Annotated in this window: 18 protein-coding genes; 11 read left to right on the forward strand and 7 right to left on the reverse strand. The window is 41.4% G+C overall.

The annotated features are described in order from the left end of the window. Window positions 1–73: 73 nt before the first annotated feature. From pdsR to VOI46_RS13010, 3 genes are all read left to right on the forward strand, one after another. Window positions 74–763, forward strand: coding sequence for a proteobacterial dedicated sortase system response regulator (gene pdsR, locus VOI46_RS13000; protein ID WP_004586111.1), 690 nt, complete (start codon window positions 74–76; stop codon window positions 761–763). After that, window positions 763–2,898 (forward strand): proteobacterial dedicated sortase system histidine kinase, encoded by a 2,136-nt coding sequence (pdsS, locus tag VOI46_RS13005; protein WP_004586110.1) that lies wholly within the window; start codon window positions 763–765, stop codon window positions 2,896–2,898. Before pdsR ends, pdsS begins: the two co-directional genes overlap by 1 nt. A gap of 141 nt (window positions 2,899–3,039) precedes the next feature. Further along, a complete protein-coding gene (locus VOI46_RS13010) occupies window positions 3,040–3,204 on the forward strand; it encodes a hypothetical protein (protein WP_024033174.1) in 165 nt (54 codons plus the stop codon). An 8-nt stretch (window positions 3,205–3,212) separates the two neighbouring features. On the opposite strand, the gene VOI46_RS13015 is transcribed toward VOI46_RS13010, so the two are convergent. Next, complete coding sequence (locus VOI46_RS13015) at window positions 3,213–4,463, reverse strand: multifunctional CCA addition/repair protein (protein WP_004586109.1); 1,251 nt, start codon at window positions 4,461–4,463, stop codon at window positions 3,213–3,215. A gap of 125 nt (window positions 4,464–4,588) precedes the next feature. Here VOI46_RS13015 and VOI46_RS13020 point away from each other — a divergent pair, with 125 nt between their 5' ends. Further along, complete coding sequence (locus VOI46_RS13020; protein WP_004586108.1) at window positions 4,589–4,816, forward strand: hypothetical protein; 228 nt, start codon at window positions 4,589–4,591, stop codon at window positions 4,814–4,816. Window positions 4,817–4,824: 8 nt separating this feature from the next. On the opposite strand, the gene VOI46_RS13025 is transcribed toward VOI46_RS13020, so the two are convergent. Genes VOI46_RS13025 through VOI46_RS13040 form a run of 4 tightly spaced genes read right to left on the reverse strand, consistent with a single transcriptional unit; the run spans window position 4,825 to window position 8,675 of the window. Further along, window positions 4,825–5,325, reverse strand: coding sequence for a DUF1543 domain-containing protein (locus VOI46_RS13025; protein ID WP_004586107.1), 501 nt, complete (start codon window positions 5,323–5,325; stop codon window positions 4,825–4,827). Between the two features lie 20 nt (window positions 5,326–5,345). Next, window positions 5,346–6,695 (reverse strand): sigma 54-interacting transcriptional regulator, encoded by a 1,350-nt coding sequence (locus VOI46_RS13030; RefSeq protein WP_004586106.1) that lies wholly within the window; start codon window positions 6,693–6,695, stop codon window positions 5,346–5,348. A 2-nt stretch (window positions 6,696–6,697) separates the two neighbouring features. Then, entirely contained in the window at window positions 6,698–7,219 is a 522-nt protein-coding gene (locus tag VOI46_RS13035; protein ID WP_004586105.1) for a hypothetical protein, read from the reverse strand. 4 nt (window positions 7,220–7,223) lie between these two features. Next, window positions 7,224–8,675 carry a HAMP domain-containing sensor histidine kinase gene (locus VOI46_RS13040; RefSeq protein WP_004586104.1) on the reverse strand — a complete coding sequence of 484 codons (1,452 nt, stop codon included), beginning with the start codon at window positions 8,673–8,675 and terminating at the stop codon, window positions 7,224–7,226. A 301-nt stretch (window positions 8,676–8,976) separates the two neighbouring features. Between VOI46_RS13040 and VOI46_RS13045 the strand changes: the two genes are divergently transcribed. From VOI46_RS13045 to VOI46_RS13070, 6 genes are all read left to right on the forward strand, one after another. Beyond that, window positions 8,977–9,210, forward strand: coding sequence for a calcium dependent protein (locus VOI46_RS13045; RefSeq protein ID WP_004586103.1), 234 nt, complete (start codon window positions 8,977–8,979; stop codon window positions 9,208–9,210). Window positions 9,211–9,235: 25 nt separating this feature from the next. Continuing rightward, window positions 9,236–9,463, forward strand: coding sequence for a hypothetical protein (locus VOI46_RS13050; protein ID WP_004586102.1), 228 nt, complete (start codon window positions 9,236–9,238; stop codon window positions 9,461–9,463). A 290-nt stretch (window positions 9,464–9,753) separates the two neighbouring features. Then, window positions 9,754–9,990, forward strand: a complete 237-nt coding sequence (locus tag VOI46_RS13055; RefSeq protein ID WP_004586101.1) for an EF-hand domain-containing protein — start codon at window positions 9,754–9,756, stop codon at window positions 9,988–9,990. Window positions 9,991–9,998: 8 nt separating this feature from the next. Beyond that, entirely contained in the window at window positions 9,999–10,235 is a 237-nt protein-coding gene (locus VOI46_RS13060; RefSeq protein ID WP_004586100.1) for a calcium-binding protein, read from the forward strand. A 131-nt stretch (window positions 10,236–10,366) separates the two neighbouring features. Then, the gene (locus tag VOI46_RS13065) at window positions 10,367–12,022 is read left to right on the forward strand and encodes an amidohydrolase (RefSeq protein WP_004586099.1); all 1,656 of its coding nucleotides are present in this window, start codon (window positions 10,367–10,369) and stop codon (window positions 12,020–12,022) included. 120 nt (window positions 12,023–12,142) lie between these two features. Next, window positions 12,143–12,820: a FlgO family outer membrane protein gene (locus VOI46_RS13070; protein WP_004586098.1), complete on the forward strand. Its 678-nt coding sequence runs from the start codon at window positions 12,143–12,145 to the stop codon at window positions 12,818–12,820. Window positions 12,821–12,870: 50 nt separating this feature from the next. Here VOI46_RS13070 and VOI46_RS13075 read toward each other — a convergent pair whose 3' ends face one another. Beyond that, complete coding sequence (locus VOI46_RS13075; RefSeq protein WP_004586097.1) at window positions 12,871–13,101, reverse strand: YgjV family protein; 231 nt, start codon at window positions 13,099–13,101, stop codon at window positions 12,871–12,873. Window positions 13,102–13,587: 486 nt separating this feature from the next. Between VOI46_RS13075 and VOI46_RS13080 the strand changes: the two genes are divergently transcribed. Next, on the forward strand, window positions 13,588–14,244 hold the full coding sequence (locus tag VOI46_RS13080) for a Crp/Fnr family transcriptional regulator (RefSeq protein WP_004586096.1): 657 nt from the start codon (window positions 13,588–13,590) through the stop codon (window positions 14,242–14,244). A gap of 144 nt (window positions 14,245–14,388) precedes the next feature. Here VOI46_RS13080 and VOI46_RS13085 read toward each other — a convergent pair whose 3' ends face one another. After that, on the reverse strand, window positions 14,389–14,955 hold the full coding sequence (locus tag VOI46_RS13085; RefSeq protein WP_004586095.1) for a phosphoribosyltransferase family protein: 567 nt from the start codon (window positions 14,953–14,955) through the stop codon (window positions 14,389–14,391). Window positions 14,956–15,025: the final 70 nt, after the last annotated feature.

Here is a 15,025-nt window from a genome sequence, read left to right on the forward strand (position 1 = left end):
AATTGCCTTTTTGAGCGTACATAACTGAAAAACTTCGATATAGTGCGTTTTAAAATAAATAAGGGTGAGTAGAATGAAAAAAATAGCCATCATTGAAGATGAAACCGCCATCCGCGAAAACTATATTGAAATGCTTAGCGCCCAAGGTTACCAGGTAAGTGGTTTTGCTAACCGTGTCAGCGCAGAGATTGCATTTAAAGACGCCCTACCCGATTTAGCCATTGTTGATATTGGTTTAGGCCACGAAATAGACGGCGGTTTTTTACTTTGCCAAACCTTGCGTACGCTTTCTAAAACACTGCCTATTATTTTTTTAACCGCCCGCGATAGCGAAATAGATACCGTGTGTGGCCTGCGTATGGGCGCCGATGACTACCTAACAAAAGATATTAGCTTAGCCCACTTGGCTGCCAGAATAGGCGCGCTATTTAGACGCATGGAAGCGCTTGAGCAACCCGCCGATGCCAATGCATTAATTACACGCGGCCAGTTAACGCTCGACACCCAGCGCATGCAAGTATTTTGGCAGCAGCAATTGGTTGATTTAACCGTGACCGAATTTTGGATGTTGCACTCACTTGCGCAGCGCCCAGGCCATGTAAAAAGCCGTAACGATTTAATGAGCGATGCAAAAATTTACGTAGACGACAGCACTATCACTTCGCATGTAAAACGCATTCGTAAAAAGTTTATCGCCCTTGATAACAACTTTGACTGCATAGATACGGTGTACGGCATGGGCTACAGGTGGGAACAACGCTAATGTTACGATTTGGCCTGCGCAGTAAATTTATATTACTGTCGTGTTTTTTGTTTTTACTGCCTTGGCTTGGCTACGAGTACGTGTGGGAAATGGAAAAGTTTTTACGCCAAGGCCAAGAAAAAACCCTCGTAGGCACCACACGGGCGCTCGCCACCGCCCTGCATGAGCGCCCAGCACTTTTTGATGAGCAAACCAATTTTTTAGACCAGGTAGTAAAAGGGCGCGACTTATATGCGTACAATCTTAAAAACGCCATTCAACTCGATGGCAAACTGAGCGACTGGCAAAGCTATCAACCACTCTTTTGGCATTACGATAAACGCTATTTACAAAAAGCAGACAAGGAACATAAAGCTGAGGATTTATCGTTTGATCATATGGTTGGAAAATTTGATAACTATTTATATGCCGTGTTTAAAGTAACTGACGATCACCTTGTATATCGTGCTAAAAATAGTTTAAGCATTACTAATAACGACCATTTAATAATTGGCCTAAAAAGCCCAGCCGGAGATTTTAATACGTACATTATTGCCCCACGCCAAGATGGCTGGGTAAATGCGTTTGATGCTAATACCAAAACACCGTTTACAAAAATTCAGGGCTATTTTATACGCACTGAATCGGGATATAACGTAGAGCTGCGCTTTCCTATAAATATGCTTGGTAACAAGCTAGGCTTTGCCGTGATCGATATTGACACAAAAAAAGCGCCGCTCGATTTTAAAACAATGTCGACCTCTAATTTAAATAACCCAAGCGATTTAGGCTCGGTATTGGTGCCCTCACCAGAAATTAACCGAATTTTAAAAGGTATGGGTCACAGTGGTAGCCGTATTTGGGTGGTTGATAATCATCATCGCGTATTAGCGCAGTCGGGCACAATTCAAAATGCCGATGGCGTATGGGCCGACGGTCTTAAAAACCAGCCGCCTAAAAATGCCTGGCAACGCTTTGAGCAAACGTATTTGCACCCGCTTTATTATAAAATTTTAACTCGCCCAGAGAACGAATTTTTAGATACCCTGCACGATGTTGCCTCAATGCAGGGCACGCATTTAGCTAAGGCACTGAAGGGGCAACCAGCGTCGTCTTGGCGGTTAACGCCCGACAGTAAAGCCGTTATTTTATCGGCGGCTTACCCTATTTGGATAGAAGATAAAGTGATTGGCGCAGTAATCGCCGAGGAAACCACTAACGGTGTTCGCACCCTGCGTAATAAATCGCTGGAAAAGCTTTTTAACGTTATTTTAGCGGTGATGCTAATTGGTACCGTTACGTTGTTCTTTTTTGCCTCGCGTATTTCGAGCCGTATTAGGCGACTGCGCGACACCGCAGAGCAAGCTATTGATGCCCAAGGGCGCATTACCGGCAGTATTAATTACAGCGACTCAAACGATGAAATAGGCGACCTTTCACGAAGTTTTGCCAATATTGTTGGCCGCTTAGGCGGGTACACTAATTATTTAGAAAATATGTCATCGCGGTTATCTCATGAGCTACGTACACCGGTGGCTGTGGTTCGCTCTTCTTTAGAAAACCTACAAAGCTTGGAGCAAAATGAGCTTAGCCAAAAATACCTAGAGCGAGCGAGTGAAGGGGTTGAGCGCTTAGGTAAAATAATAACCACCATGAGCGAAGCCACGCGCCTTGAACAAAGCATTCAAAGCAACGAGAGCGAGCCGTTTGATTTACAAAAAGTAATTAATGGCTGTATGCAAGGCTACCAGCTCACTTACCCTGAGCAGTTATTTGAGCTTGATGTATGCCAAAGCCCTTTACCTATGCAAGGTGCTCCCGAATTTATAGCTCAGCTACTTGATAAGCTTATTAATAATGCGCTGGAATTTAGTGAAGCAAATACAGCTATTAATGTAGGTCTTAAGCAGAGCGAAAATAAAGCAATATTAGCAGTGAGTAATACAGGCCCTGCCCTGCCTGAAGGGCTAACTGAGCATATTTTTGATTCTATGGTGTCGGTGCGTAGCCAGCAAATGCAGCAGCAACCGCACTTAGGTTTAGGGCTTTATATTGTAAGGCTGGTGTGTGATTACCACAAAGGCAGTGTCACTGCGCAAAACAACGAGCGCGGTAATGGCGTGGTGTTTAAAGTAACCCTGCCTTTACAAAGCTAAGCTGTGCATAAAGTGGCGCCCTACTGAGTCGCCCTTATTTTTTGCACATCGATTACAATTTACTACAACTTAAAATGTAACTATTCACTTTTAATTCAGTCAAACGGCCATACCCTGAACGCTAATTAAGGAGAATAGATCATGAACAACCCACTTGAGCGTGAAGAGATCGAATTTATTTTTGATCTATACAGGCCCCAAGAGCAAGCACCTAGCTTGCCTTCAGAGCCTGCCACCTCTACATATAAAAACTTACGACAGCCAGAACAAGTTAAAAACGAAGGCGTGTCAGAATACCTCAGCTAGGGTATTGCCTATTGCGTTGCTTGCTCGTTTTGTAAAAATGCTTTGATGCAGTTTATTTCTGCCAGTTTTACCTCTTCGCCTATTTCTGGGCCTTTTTTGCCATTTTTAAGTGCAGTTTGTACTACCTGCTTTTTATCCATTTTTTGTAATTCATTAAAAATTGCACGCAGTTTAGCCCCTTGCGGATAGGGCTTATTTACGAGTGTTTCTCCGCGCCCTTGCGCATCACATTGGCATGCTTGGGTAAACGCAATAAATCGCTCTGGGTGCACTAAAGCATTTAAATTAGTGACGATTAATTTATGAATCGTTTGTGGCCTTAATTGCTCAAGCGTATGGCATAAGGTGTGATTATCGCTGGTGAGTACGCCAATATCGCGAAAACGATTAGGCACTTTTAAACGCTCACAAAACTTTTCGACTACGGCTACCCCTTCGCGTTCGTGGCCGCGCAAATTACCGCGTTTTTTAAAGCTCGGGGCCTTACCAAAATCATGGGTTAATGCCGCAAACCGTGTTTCTAAATTAAAATTTAAATCGGCAGCGCGCCTAAGTACCAACATAGTATGAACAAACACATCGCCTTCAGGATGGTGGTTTGCAGGTTGCGGCACCCCTTGCATACTCTCTATTTCAGGGAAAATACCTAAGCCATGTAATGCTTGAAAATACAGTTCAGGGTGTTTTTCACCCAGCGCTTTTTCGGTTTCGAGCCATACGCGCTCGGGCACTAAATGATTAAGCTCACCTTTGTTTTTAAGCTCGCGCATTAATGCATAAGTACTTGGGTGAATACGCCATTCGCTTCCGTAGCGTGCTAAAAAACGCGCTATGCGTAATACCCTTACCGGGTCTTCTACAAAGGCTTCTGTGGTGTGGCGCAGTATTTTATTGTGTAAATCGCTTTGGCCATTGAAAGGGTCAATAACGGTGCCGCTTTCATCAAGTGCCATTGAGTTTATGGTTAAATCGCGCCGTGCTAAATCTTCTTCAAGGGTGACATTAGGGCTGGCATCTACCACAAAGCCGGTATAGCCTTTACCGCTTTTTCGCTCGGTGCGACCCAAGGCGTATTCTTCTTTTGTTTTTGGGTGTAAATAAACCGGAAAATCACTTCCTATAGGCACAAAACCAAGCGACTCCATAGTTTGGGGTGTTTCGCCTATAACAACATAGTCGTTATCTTTTGATGCTATATTAAGTAGCTGGTCGCGTACCGCGCCACCAACAAGGTAAACTTGCTTAAGGTTGTGTTTCACTGTTTATCCTAATCACACTGGGTGGTTATTTGATGTCGATCATACCATTAAAATCACCATAGTTTGCCAAGCTTAAATAAGCTCATTACAATAGCGCTTTATTTTAAGCCATAGCCTTATACTCAATGAAAAATCATTCATCAAAAAAAGAACTTATGCTACTGCCTATATTACTTGTGGTTATTGTAATGTGCGTGGCGGGTCACTTTTTACTACAGGCTAACTTTCAAGATAGCAACATGGTTGAATACATGTTGGCAGCGCTGCCCTTTGCGATGTTTGGCCTAGTTATTGTGGCATTTAAAATGGCAGCTAAAAGCGAAGCCAATGAGCAAAGCGAGCAAGACTCTTAATTTTACTGTTAAAGAATATAATACCCAAACCAATCTGGTTTTATTGGTTGAGCATGCCCACTTGGCGTAAGCTTAATATTTAGTTGGCTGTCGAGCAGGTCTACAGCAAAGCAGTCATCTACATCATGTAAATCATCTTTATGAATATGGCTAAGGCCTGCAAGCAAATCGCTTTTAGCGCGCTCCTTGGCCTCTGCAGCACTACTGGCAACATACAATGCAAAGTCGTGTTGCTCAGCCATAGAGTCACTTCTGTAAGCGCCTAAATTAACAAAATACAGCTGCTTATTTTGCTCAACGTAGGTATCAACAACTTCTACTTTATAACCGTCGATATGGTTAATTGCCATGTAGCTGTCCATATGCACATTGTTTTTATCGCCCACCCATTGGCTTTTTAGCTTTGAGTAGGTTTGCTCAATGCTTTGCCCTACGACAAAGCGAATATCGTGCATTTCTATGTGGCAGCCTTGAATTCGCCCGCCCAGATACACCATAAATAACTGCATTTAATAACCTTACTCTTAAATTACACTAAATTATCGACATCAATATTGTGTTTTTTTATTAACTTATAAAAATCCGAACGATTACGTTTGGCAAGCTTTGCGCCTTCGGCTACGTTACCGCCGGCCATTTTGAGGGTGTTTATTACATAATCGCGCTCAAACTCTTTTTTGGCATCATTTAGAGAAAGCGGCTCTGCACTGGCTTGGTTTGAGTTAAGTGCGTTTAACACTAAGTGCGCAGAAATTACCTCGCTGGCGCTCAATGCGACCACTTGCTCTACAACATTTTGTAACTGGCGAATATTCCCAGGCCAGTCGTAACGTACCAGCGCATGCATGGCATCGTTTGCAAAGCGCTTTTCTTTTTGGTTCATACGTTTAGCAATACTTGCGCTAAAGTGCTGAGCGAGCAGACTTATGTCTTCTCGGCGCTCACACAGCGGCGGTAATTTTAAATTAACAACATTTAGGCGGTAGTATAAATCTTCCCTAAATTGTTGATTGCTAATCGCATCGGGTAAATTTTTGTGAGTGGCCGATACAATACGCACATCAATAGGAATTTCTTCTTGAAAGCCCACCGGGCGTATGGTTTTTTCTTGTAGTACACGCAGTAACTTAACTTGTAAATTAAGCGGCATATCGCCAATTTCATCTAAAAATAAGGTGCCGCCTTGAGCTTGCTGAAATAAACCTTGGTGATCTTTCACCGCCCCTGTAAATGCGCCTTTTTTATGGCCAAATAATTCTGACTCTAAAAGCTCCCCAGGCACTGCGCCACAGTTAATGGCCACAAATGGCCCTTCGCTTACATGGCTGTGTTGATGAATCGCCTGAGCCAGCAGCTCCTTACCGGTGCCGCTGGCGCCAGAAATAAGCACATTTACTTGGGTTGGCCCCAGTAACTTTACTTGCTCAAGGAGGTGCAACATAGCGCCACTGCGCGTTACTATATTGCTTTTTTGGGGCGATTCTTCTGCGTTTACGCCATGTATTTCAATAGCTTTGGCTAGGCTGTCAAACAGCTCGTCTTTATCTACCGGTTTTGTGATAAACGCAAAAATACCTTGTTTTGTCGCCTCCACCGCATCGGGTATAGAGCCATGCGCTGTCATCATTATAACCGGCAGTGCTGGGTAGCGGCTTTGTAATTGGCGATGTAAGGCCATGCCGTCCATTTCGTCCATACGCAGGTCTGTTATAACTGCATCAAACACTTGGTTTTTAAGAATTTGTAATGCAAGTATGCCGCTTTCACAGGTTGTTACTTCATACCCTTTAGACTCGATTCTTAGCGCGAGTAATTTAAGTAAACTTGCATCGTCATCAACGAGTAATACTTTTGCACCTTGTGGTGTGTGTGTTGCCATAATTACTGCTCCTTAGTGTCTTCGCGTAGTAACAGCTGCTGCTCTATGGTGGCTAAAGACGATAACGTTTGCTGCATTTTGTCATTTAACGCCTGCTGCTCTTTTAGGGCATTTATTTGCCGAGTAACATGCTGCTTTTGAAGCCATAAATATTGTTTTATTGGCTCAGGCCAAAAGTAGGCTAAATCGAGTTTTTGTAATCGTGTCATTACCTCCTCTGGTGCACTTGAGGTGTTAACACACATGAATTTAAAAAAACGTTTTAGCTCTTTTTCACCTAAATAAGTATGTAGGCTTGGCTTTACTTTAAAACCGCCACATTGATTAGCATGCCATGCAACAACACGTTCTGCGCTGGGGTAAACGGGGTCACTTTTAGGGCGCTTTTTAGGATTTGGCACCGCATTTTTTGCAGGCTCAACCTCCTGCGACACTGCTGCTGTTTGTGTGTTATTTGTTTCACACCCAGCTAAAACAACCGCACTACTGAGCACACATAAAATAGCTATTAAACGCGTACGCATGCTATTAAACTCCTTGATTAATTAAAGGTATTTTTATTGTAAATAAGCAGCCTTGGGGCTGGTTATGCTCAACACTAAGCTGGCCTTGTAACTGCTCAACCGACTCTTTTACTATGGTTAAACCTAAGCCACTGCCTTGCAGCGTAACATCTTTATTATGCTTGCCTTGGTAAAATGCGCTGAATATCTGGGTTTTTTCTTGCTCTTTAATACCACAGCCTTCGTCGCGCACTTGCATTATTAATAGCTTTTGCTCAAGAGCTAAGGTTACATCAACACTTTGCCCTGTATTTGAAAATTTTAACGCATTAGAAATGAGCTGAATGAGGGTCATTTCTATCAGCTCTGCGGGTAATGCAAGTGGCTGTTTTGTTATGCTGTTGTGCCAATTTAAGCGTTGCTGCTTAGCCGTTAAGCGGTGCTCAAAATGGCTGTTTATTTTATTTATTAAATTATCAAATTCGACTTCGCTTACGCTGTCTTTACTGGTTCTGATAGCGTTATAACTAAGTAGACTGTCAATCATAGTGCGCAAACGCACCATAGATTGGCTAATAAGCTCAAGCACAGCTTGCTGCTCTTTTGTAATGGGGCCGACTATTTCATCGCTAAGTAAATCGGTGCCCTCGACCATTGAAGCCAACGGCGTTTTAAGCTCGTGGGTTACATGGCGTAAAAAGGTATCTTTTTGTTGCTCAAGCATATGTAGCTGCTCTTGCACCCACTGTAGTTTTTCGCCTAATTCCACCAGCTCACTTGAGCCTTGCACTGCAATTTTTTGCTGCCAGTGGCCTTGTCCTAGTTTATCTATTACCGACGTAAGCCCTTTTAAGCGCTTACTTATGCGCCATAAAAAGCCTCCACCCACTAGTAAAGTAAGCGGAATAAGTGCCACTAACCAGTTAATAAACGAGCTTTGTAAAGTACTTAATTCGCTTTGGTTGTTTTGTATTTGTGCTGCATTCGTATCGCGCAACCACACAGTAAGCTCAGCCACTAAATCGCTAATAGGCACAAACAATGCAGCATCTTGTTGGTTATTTTCAATTAAAGCTTGATGAGTACTACGCAATGTTGTTGCTAAGCGACGCCACTGCATAGTGTATTGCTGTGTGGCACTGGCTTGGCTGAGCGTGTCGATTGTTTGTAAGGAGGATTGCCATTTTTCGTTTATTAACGTGTCGAGCGACTCGCTTTTTAACACCCAGTTTTGTCGCGTTGCCCGCTCTAGGCTATTAAGCTCTTGCTTTAAAAAATTAAACGACTTAGTAACTTGGTAATTATTACTAACGATAAGCTGGGTAACAGCGAGCTGTTTGTTTAACGCATTTAAAAAAACAATAACCACTAAACTAAGCGGCAGTAACGACAGCAACATACTAATTATAAACTGACCTATTAAGTTAGGCCGCCAATTAAGCATTGCACGATACTTTTTAGCCAACGTTACAGGCATTATCATTTCCTTTTATTATTTTAAGCGCCCTATTTTAGTTACTTACCTTATACTCTCGCTGAATCAACTTCTATATTTAACCCAATATATCCACCTGTTGCCATTTAGCAACACACTAAGCTATTGATAACTCTATTAACTACTAATAGTACGTACCGCCTGTTGCAAAAATAACACACATTTAAGTAAAAAATTCCGACCAGCGCCCCTTAAACAATATAAACCATTGATTTTAAACACTTATTTAAATTGGCACCATTTTTGTAATAGTGAGTGCAACTTTAATCAATAAGGAAATTAAATGAACAACCGCTTTTTAGTAATTTTACCCATGCTGGCTTTTGGGTTTATGGGCACAGATGCAATAGCTATGGACGTTCAAGCTACATTTAATGAGCTAGATAAAGACAGTAACGGCACGCTTAGCGAATCAGAAGCGGGTGAAGATGCCGTACTACACGAAAACTTTTCACAAATAGACACTAACCAAGATGGCCAGTTGTCGCTAAGTGAATTCAAAAAGTTTATTCAGTAAATTCATTTAATTAGGGAACATGATTATGAAACAACTTATCGCAGCATTTGCATTAATGTTTTTAGCCATTAGCGCCACGGCTTTAGCCTCTTCTGTCAACATTCGCTTTGCTCATTTAGACAAAGATATGGATGGAGCAGTATCGCTTGCAGAAGCCAAACAAGATAAAGAAGTAATGAGGCAATTTGCCGATTTAGACGAAAACCAAGACAAGAAAATTTCTAAAGAAGAGTTTCAAAATTTTAAACCTTAATTTTGATTAAGCGCTTTAATAACAAACTCAATAGTAACGATGTTTAAATCTTTTTCTGTGGCTAGAAATTTTAAGCCGTTAGCGCTAAAACGAGCTGCTTAAAATAGATTTATTATCCACAGCTGAAGTTAATTAAGTTTTACTTAAGCTTTTACCTAGTAAGGTAGGTTTCAAAAGCATTTGCCATAATCCCTGAGGGAATGTGTAAACGGATTTAATGTTGGGAAGTTAAATTATGGCAAGTGCTTTTTTTTATTAATCTACAAACACTGTATGTTGGAAGGAAAACCATGAAGTGTGTTTTTTTTAGTGTTATCGCTATTACTATGATCAGCTTTAATGCTGTAGCGTTAGATGTTAAACAACGTTTTGATCACCTTGATGTCAATAAAAGCGGCTTCTTAACAGAAGACGAATTAGAGCCACAGCCTCAGCTACTCAGCACCTTTACTCGCTGGGATAAAAACCAAGACAAACAAATCTCGCTTCTTGAGTTTAAAGACTATTTAACCAATAACCTTTACTGAGTATAAGTATGAAGACCGTAAGCTATTTAGCGCTTGTTGCGCTGGGCCTTTTTAGCGATGTAAGCCTTGGCCAAAGTACAGAAGTTGCCGATAAATTTGAAAAGTTTGACCGTAACCACGATGGCTTTTTAACCCGTTCAGAAACCGCCATTGACCCCGCTCTTTGGTCGCGTTTTTCAAGCTATGATAAAGATAAAGACGGCAGACTTACCCTTTCGGAATATGGCATATACGCCAGTAAGTAACTCTTTTTTATAAGCGTAAGCGCTAAATTTTTAACAGCCCTTACGCTTTTAAGCTATCTACCTCAACATATTGGTATTCTAAAAGTGAGTTTGCTAGTGTTATTTTACTAACAATAAAAAATAACCAACTTATGCAACTCAAAAAACTATTTAACCCACTACTGCTTGCCGGCTTATTTGTAAGCAGCACTGCGATTGCGCAAACGCAGGTCATTTACAACGCTAATGGTTACACTCCCTTATACCAAGGTGGTATTCAAACGTTTTCTACTTTAGTGATTAAAAACGGTAAAGTTGTTAAAACTGGAGATGATACGCTTAAAAACACTTTTCCTGATGCCACACTTATTGATGCCAAAGGTAATACGTTACTGCCAGGGTTGATTGACGCTCACGGGCATGTAATTGGCCTTGGCGATAACTTATCGCAACTTGATGTCCGCGGCGCTAAATCGGTCGCTGAAATAACCACAAAGCTAGAACAATTTGCGAAAAATAAACAAGGCTGGATACTAGGGCGAGGCTGGAACCAAGAGCTGTGGAGCGACACGCGCTTTCCTACCGCCAAAGACTTAGACAAAGTAGTCAATGACCGCCCAGTGGTACTTTCGCGCGTTGACAGCCATGCAATTTGGGTTAACAGCAAAGCCTTAGAGCTGGCCGGTATTACCGCAGCCACTCAAGCCCCTGACGGCGGCGAAATTATTAAAGATGAATTTGGTAATCCAACCGGTATTTTTGTTGATAAGGCCGAGTCGTTAATTACCCAGCATATGAGCGCCCCTTCAAAACAAGCTATAAGCGACTCGTTAGATGCCGCAGGCGCGCACTTATTAAGCTTAGGCATTACCTCTACTCACGATGCCGGTATTGATAAAACCACCTGGGAAGTTTACAAAGAGCGCAGCGAGCAAGGTAATTTGCCACTAAGAATAGTCGCCATGCTAAGTGCTGCTAGCCCCGATTTAAAGCACATGCTTAAGGCAGGGCGCTATCAAGATGCAGCATCGTTTATGTCTATCCGTAGTGTAAAAGTATATGCCGATGGCGCATTAGGCTCGCGCGGGGCTGCGCTAATTGATGACTACGCAGATAGAAAAAACCACCACGGCCTAATGCTAGAAACCCAAGCTAAGCTTGAAGAATTATTTACTTTAAGCTTTAAAAATGGCTTTAGCGCCAACACCCATGCAATTGGTGATAAGGCAAATAAAGTGGTACTTGATGCGTATCAAAACGTGTTTAAGCAAACGGGCGGTATGTTACTGCGTAACCGTATTGAACACGCGCAAATAGTCACCCCTGATGACATTCCACGTTTTAAAGCTCTTAAAATCATTCCATCTATGCAGCCTGTGCATGCCACCTCAGATATGCATATGGCTCAGCAGCGCTTAACCGATAACCAATTACAAGGCGCATATGCATGGCAAACATTTTTAAAGCAAGGCTCTGTGATTGCAGCAGGCTCTGACTACCCAGTAGAGCTGGCGAACCCTTTTGATGGCTTGTATTCAGCCATTACCCGTATGGATCATAATATGCTGCCTGAGAACGGCTGGCGCACAAGCGAAGTGCTAAGCCGCGAACAAGCCCTAAGAGCGTTTACACTCGGCGGCGCGTATGCAGCGCACCAAGAGTTTAAAATAGCCAGCTTAGAAAACGGAAAATGGGCAGATTTTATTTTAATAGACAAAGACTACTTTAAAGCCCCTGTCGATGAGATTTATAAAACACAGGTTTTACAGACTTGGGTAGCTGGAGAATTACGCTTTAAAAAAGAATAGCTTATAAAGCATACAAACTTAAAAATAAACAAAGTAATTATGGATATTTACTAAAGTAATTAAAAAGTGTGTCGATAAGTGAGGGAATTTAAAAAATCTCTTATGTTTCAGGAAGAAAACATGTTTTCAAAAAAACTATCTCTTACTTTATCGGCTCTTTTTACTTTATCACTTAGTGCATGCTCTACTCACCCAGTTTATAACGGCCACGCTTCGCATAATAATATTGGCCATCACAATAGCCATAATCGTTACACAGACGTTCATCAGCCACGCGTAAATAACTGGCAGTTCCCAGAAAATAACTACCGCCCTATTAACAGCAGTAAATTATTAAGTAACTATACAGAACAATTAGCAATGAAGCTGATTGAAAATATGAACTACATCAACAGTGGAACGCCTGTTGCAATTACTTCGTTTGTGAACTTAGATGACAATTTACAAACCACAAATATATTTGGTAATCACTTGGCTGAAAGCTTTATTACTGAAATGCAGGAGTTTGGCTTATCGGTAGTTGATTACAAACACACAGGCGCTGTGCATGTAACCCCGTTAGGTGATTTCTCGTTTAGTCGTAATGGTAAAGAAATTAAAGGTTACCCACATATTGAATACACTTTATCAGGCACTCTAACTTACACGAATCGTGGTGTAATAGTTAACGCTCGTATTATTGGGGCAAAGTCTAAAGTAGTGGTCTCATCGGCTAAAGGATTTATCCCAAGCTTTGTTGTTGAGTCACTTTATCCAACTCGTAGAACTGATGGCATTGTTTTAGACGCGGTGCTTTAAAACAAAAAAGGGTTAACTTAAATGTTAACCCTTTTTTTGAATTTTTAGCTTCACGCTTCTTTGACTTTGGGCTGTCGGTAGAGCTTTATAATATGGTACATATTTACCAGCGCTAATAATCCATTAGTAAACGCAACAGGCACTGCACCAATAGCCACACCGTAAATAGTAAATACAATACAACCAAACATATTATACCAACGCAGTTTTACTACATCGGTCATTGTTAACGATGCAACCAAGAAAGCTGATGCAATATAACCTAAATATTCCCAACTCAATTGTTCTCTCCTACCCTTTAGGTTAGCATTACGCTAATGCTAACGTGTGGCACTTGTCAGTGTTACAACGTTAAATACCAATGCGCAATAATACTCAATCATTTTGTGGGGCTAAACGTGTCGCTACCTGCGTTAAAAAATGCTCATTTACGACTGCATGGATGCAGAAGGTAGAGCAATGCAGGAGCAATTGCCGAGAACGACTAAATAGCTATTTTTTGCCTAGCTATCAACAGGTTTTCCTAGCCTTAAAATTGATCACTTAATTAGGCTGATTGGTATAAAATAAAAAAACTAACTTGCTTAAAAAACCTTAAAAAGTATATTGGTTGTAGCCAATAGCTTCCTAAATCATTACACGGGAAATGAAGGTATTACGTACTTAGCAAGGCTAAATACAGTAGCAAGTTAGCGTAAATTCTTAGAGCCTTAATAATATCGTCATTAAGGTGTAATAAATAGGACAATTGTCCGAAGAGCATATTGATGTTTCAATACCATTTTTCTAGTTACCTTGTTGAACAATTACTCACTTTTGCAGGGAGTAGCTATCAACAATCAAAAAAAGAAGTGCTGATCCACCAAGATCAACCACTTAGTAAACTTGTGCTGGTGCGCAGCGGTACTATTTCATTTAGTTATGATGTAGGTAACGGACGCCGCCTATTATTAGGCCAATTAGATTGCAACAACACCCTAATTGGTGAAATAGAAGCACTAAACAATAACCCATGTATTTATACGGTCACCTGTTTTAGCGATGTAACCTATAATTTAATAGAGCTTCGCCACTGGCGAGCATTACTACTCGAAAAGCCAGAGCTGAGCTTATATACCGCGCAAACTATTGCGGCTAAGTTTCAAGAAAACCAAAAAATTAATTTAGATAAGTTACTGCTGCCTTTAAGCTACAACATAGCTAAAGACTGCTTACTACGCGCCGAGAACAATAACCCAACGCTACTGCGCGCATACCCAACCGTTAACGCCGAAGCAGAGCGCTTTGCAACCACTGAGCGAGCTTATCGCCGCGTAGTTACCGAACTTGTTGAAAAAGGCTTAGTGCAGCGCAGCTCCCATGGGCTAAAAGCGGTCGATACGCAAAGTTTAAGTGATTATGTAGACAGTTTTGCGCAGCTATAAAAAAATCAGACACAAAAAAAGGCCGTAATGGCCTTTTTTAGTTTTTGTGGTATTTATTAGCACTGCGCTATAGCAATAATTTATTTAAAACGAGTACACAAACACGCCCCCGCGCAAATAAACCCCTACTTAACGCTTTGGCAATTACTTATCTAATAAAATATCTTGGATATTTACTAAATCAGATTTACCTTCAATTATTTCATCTGGCGTTAAACCCGATAACTCATGCGGGAACACTAACCACTCTTCTGACTCATGAATAAAGTAATCTGGCACCATCTCTACTTTTGAGTTTTTAGGCTTATAGTACGGACATGCCACGCGAATATCGCGTGGTAAGTTTAAGCGCATAAGCTCAGAAAGCTTTTCTTTTAGTGCAAATATACTGCGGCCAGAATCAAACACATCATCAACAATAAGCAGTGAGTCACCTGCATTAGCGTTTTCTACAATGTAGTGTAGGCCGTGTACTTTTATTTCTTTAGATTGCTTGCCAATACCGTAATAAGACGACGTACGCACCGCAATGTGATCAGTTTCAATGCCTTTGTAATCGTAGTATTCTTGCACAGCAATACCAATAGGTGCACCACCTCGCCAAATACCAATTATAAAGTCTGGACGAAAGCCATCTTTATAAACTTGTGCCGCTACGCGGAATGAATCTTCAAGTAGCTGTTGAGCTGTGATGTAGCACTTATCTGACATAGTTTAGAACCCCAGTGGTGAGTATAACATTTGAGTGTAGGCACTTTAGCCAATAATTAAACACCCAAAC

Origin of the sequence: Pseudoalteromonas sp. CuT4-3 (assembly GCF_035666335.1) — a bacterium.
Taxonomy (GTDB): Bacteria; Pseudomonadota; Gammaproteobacteria; order Enterobacterales; family Alteromonadaceae; genus Pseudoalteromonas; species Pseudoalteromonas atlantica.

What these genes read in the sequence shown, in the direction of transcription:
- pdsR (WP_004586111.1), top strand. Translation starts at nt 74, where the DNA reads ATGAAAAAAATAGCCATCATTGAAGATGAAACCGCCATCCGCGAAAAC.
- VOI46_RS13060 (WP_004586100.1), top strand. Translation starts at nt 9,999, where the DNA reads ATGAAGACCGTAAGCTATTTAGCGCTTGTTGCGCTGGGCCTTTTTAGC.
- VOI46_RS13055 (WP_004586101.1), top strand. Translation starts at nt 9,754, where the DNA reads ATGAAGTGTGTTTTTTTTAGTGTTATCGCTATTACTATGATCAGCTTT.
- VOI46_RS13050 (WP_004586102.1), top strand. Translation starts at nt 9,236, where the DNA reads ATGAAACAACTTATCGCAGCATTTGCATTAATGTTTTTAGCCATTAGC.
- VOI46_RS13045 (WP_004586103.1), top strand. Translation starts at nt 8,977, where the DNA reads ATGAACAACCGCTTTTTAGTAATTTTACCCATGCTGGCTTTTGGGTTT.
- VOI46_RS13010 (WP_024033174.1), top strand. Translation starts at nt 3,040, where the DNA reads ATGAACAACCCACTTGAGCGTGAAGAGATCGAATTTATTTTTGATCTA.
- VOI46_RS13025 (WP_004586107.1), bottom strand. Translation starts at nt 5,325, where the DNA reads ATGCAGTTATTTATGGTGTATCTGGGCGGGCGAATTCAAGGCTGCCAC.
- VOI46_RS13020 (WP_004586108.1), top strand. Translation starts at nt 4,589, where the DNA reads ATGAAAAATCATTCATCAAAAAAAGAACTTATGCTACTGCCTATATTA.
- VOI46_RS13085 (WP_004586095.1), bottom strand. Translation starts at nt 14,955, where the DNA reads ATGTCAGATAAGTGCTACATCACAGCTCAACAGCTACTTGAAGATTCA.
- VOI46_RS13030 (WP_004586106.1), bottom strand. Translation starts at nt 6,695, where the DNA reads ATGGCAACACACACACCACAAGGTGCAAAAGTATTACTCGTTGATGAC.
- VOI46_RS13035 (WP_004586105.1), bottom strand. Translation starts at nt 7,219, where the DNA reads ATGCGTACGCGTTTAATAGCTATTTTATGTGTGCTCAGTAGTGCGGTT.
- pdsS (WP_004586110.1), top strand. Translation starts at nt 763, where the DNA reads ATGTTACGATTTGGCCTGCGCAGTAAATTTATATTACTGTCGTGTTTT.
- VOI46_RS13080 (WP_004586096.1), top strand. Translation starts at nt 13,588, where the DNA reads ATGTTTCAATACCATTTTTCTAGTTACCTTGTTGAACAATTACTCACT.
- VOI46_RS13040 (WP_004586104.1), bottom strand. Translation starts at nt 8,675, where the DNA reads ATGCCTGTAACGTTGGCTAAAAAGTATCGTGCAATGCTTAATTGGCGG.
- VOI46_RS13065 (WP_004586099.1), top strand. Translation starts at nt 10,367, where the DNA reads ATGCAACTCAAAAAACTATTTAACCCACTACTGCTTGCCGGCTTATTT.
- VOI46_RS13070 (WP_004586098.1), top strand. Translation starts at nt 12,143, where the DNA reads ATGTTTTCAAAAAAACTATCTCTTACTTTATCGGCTCTTTTTACTTTA.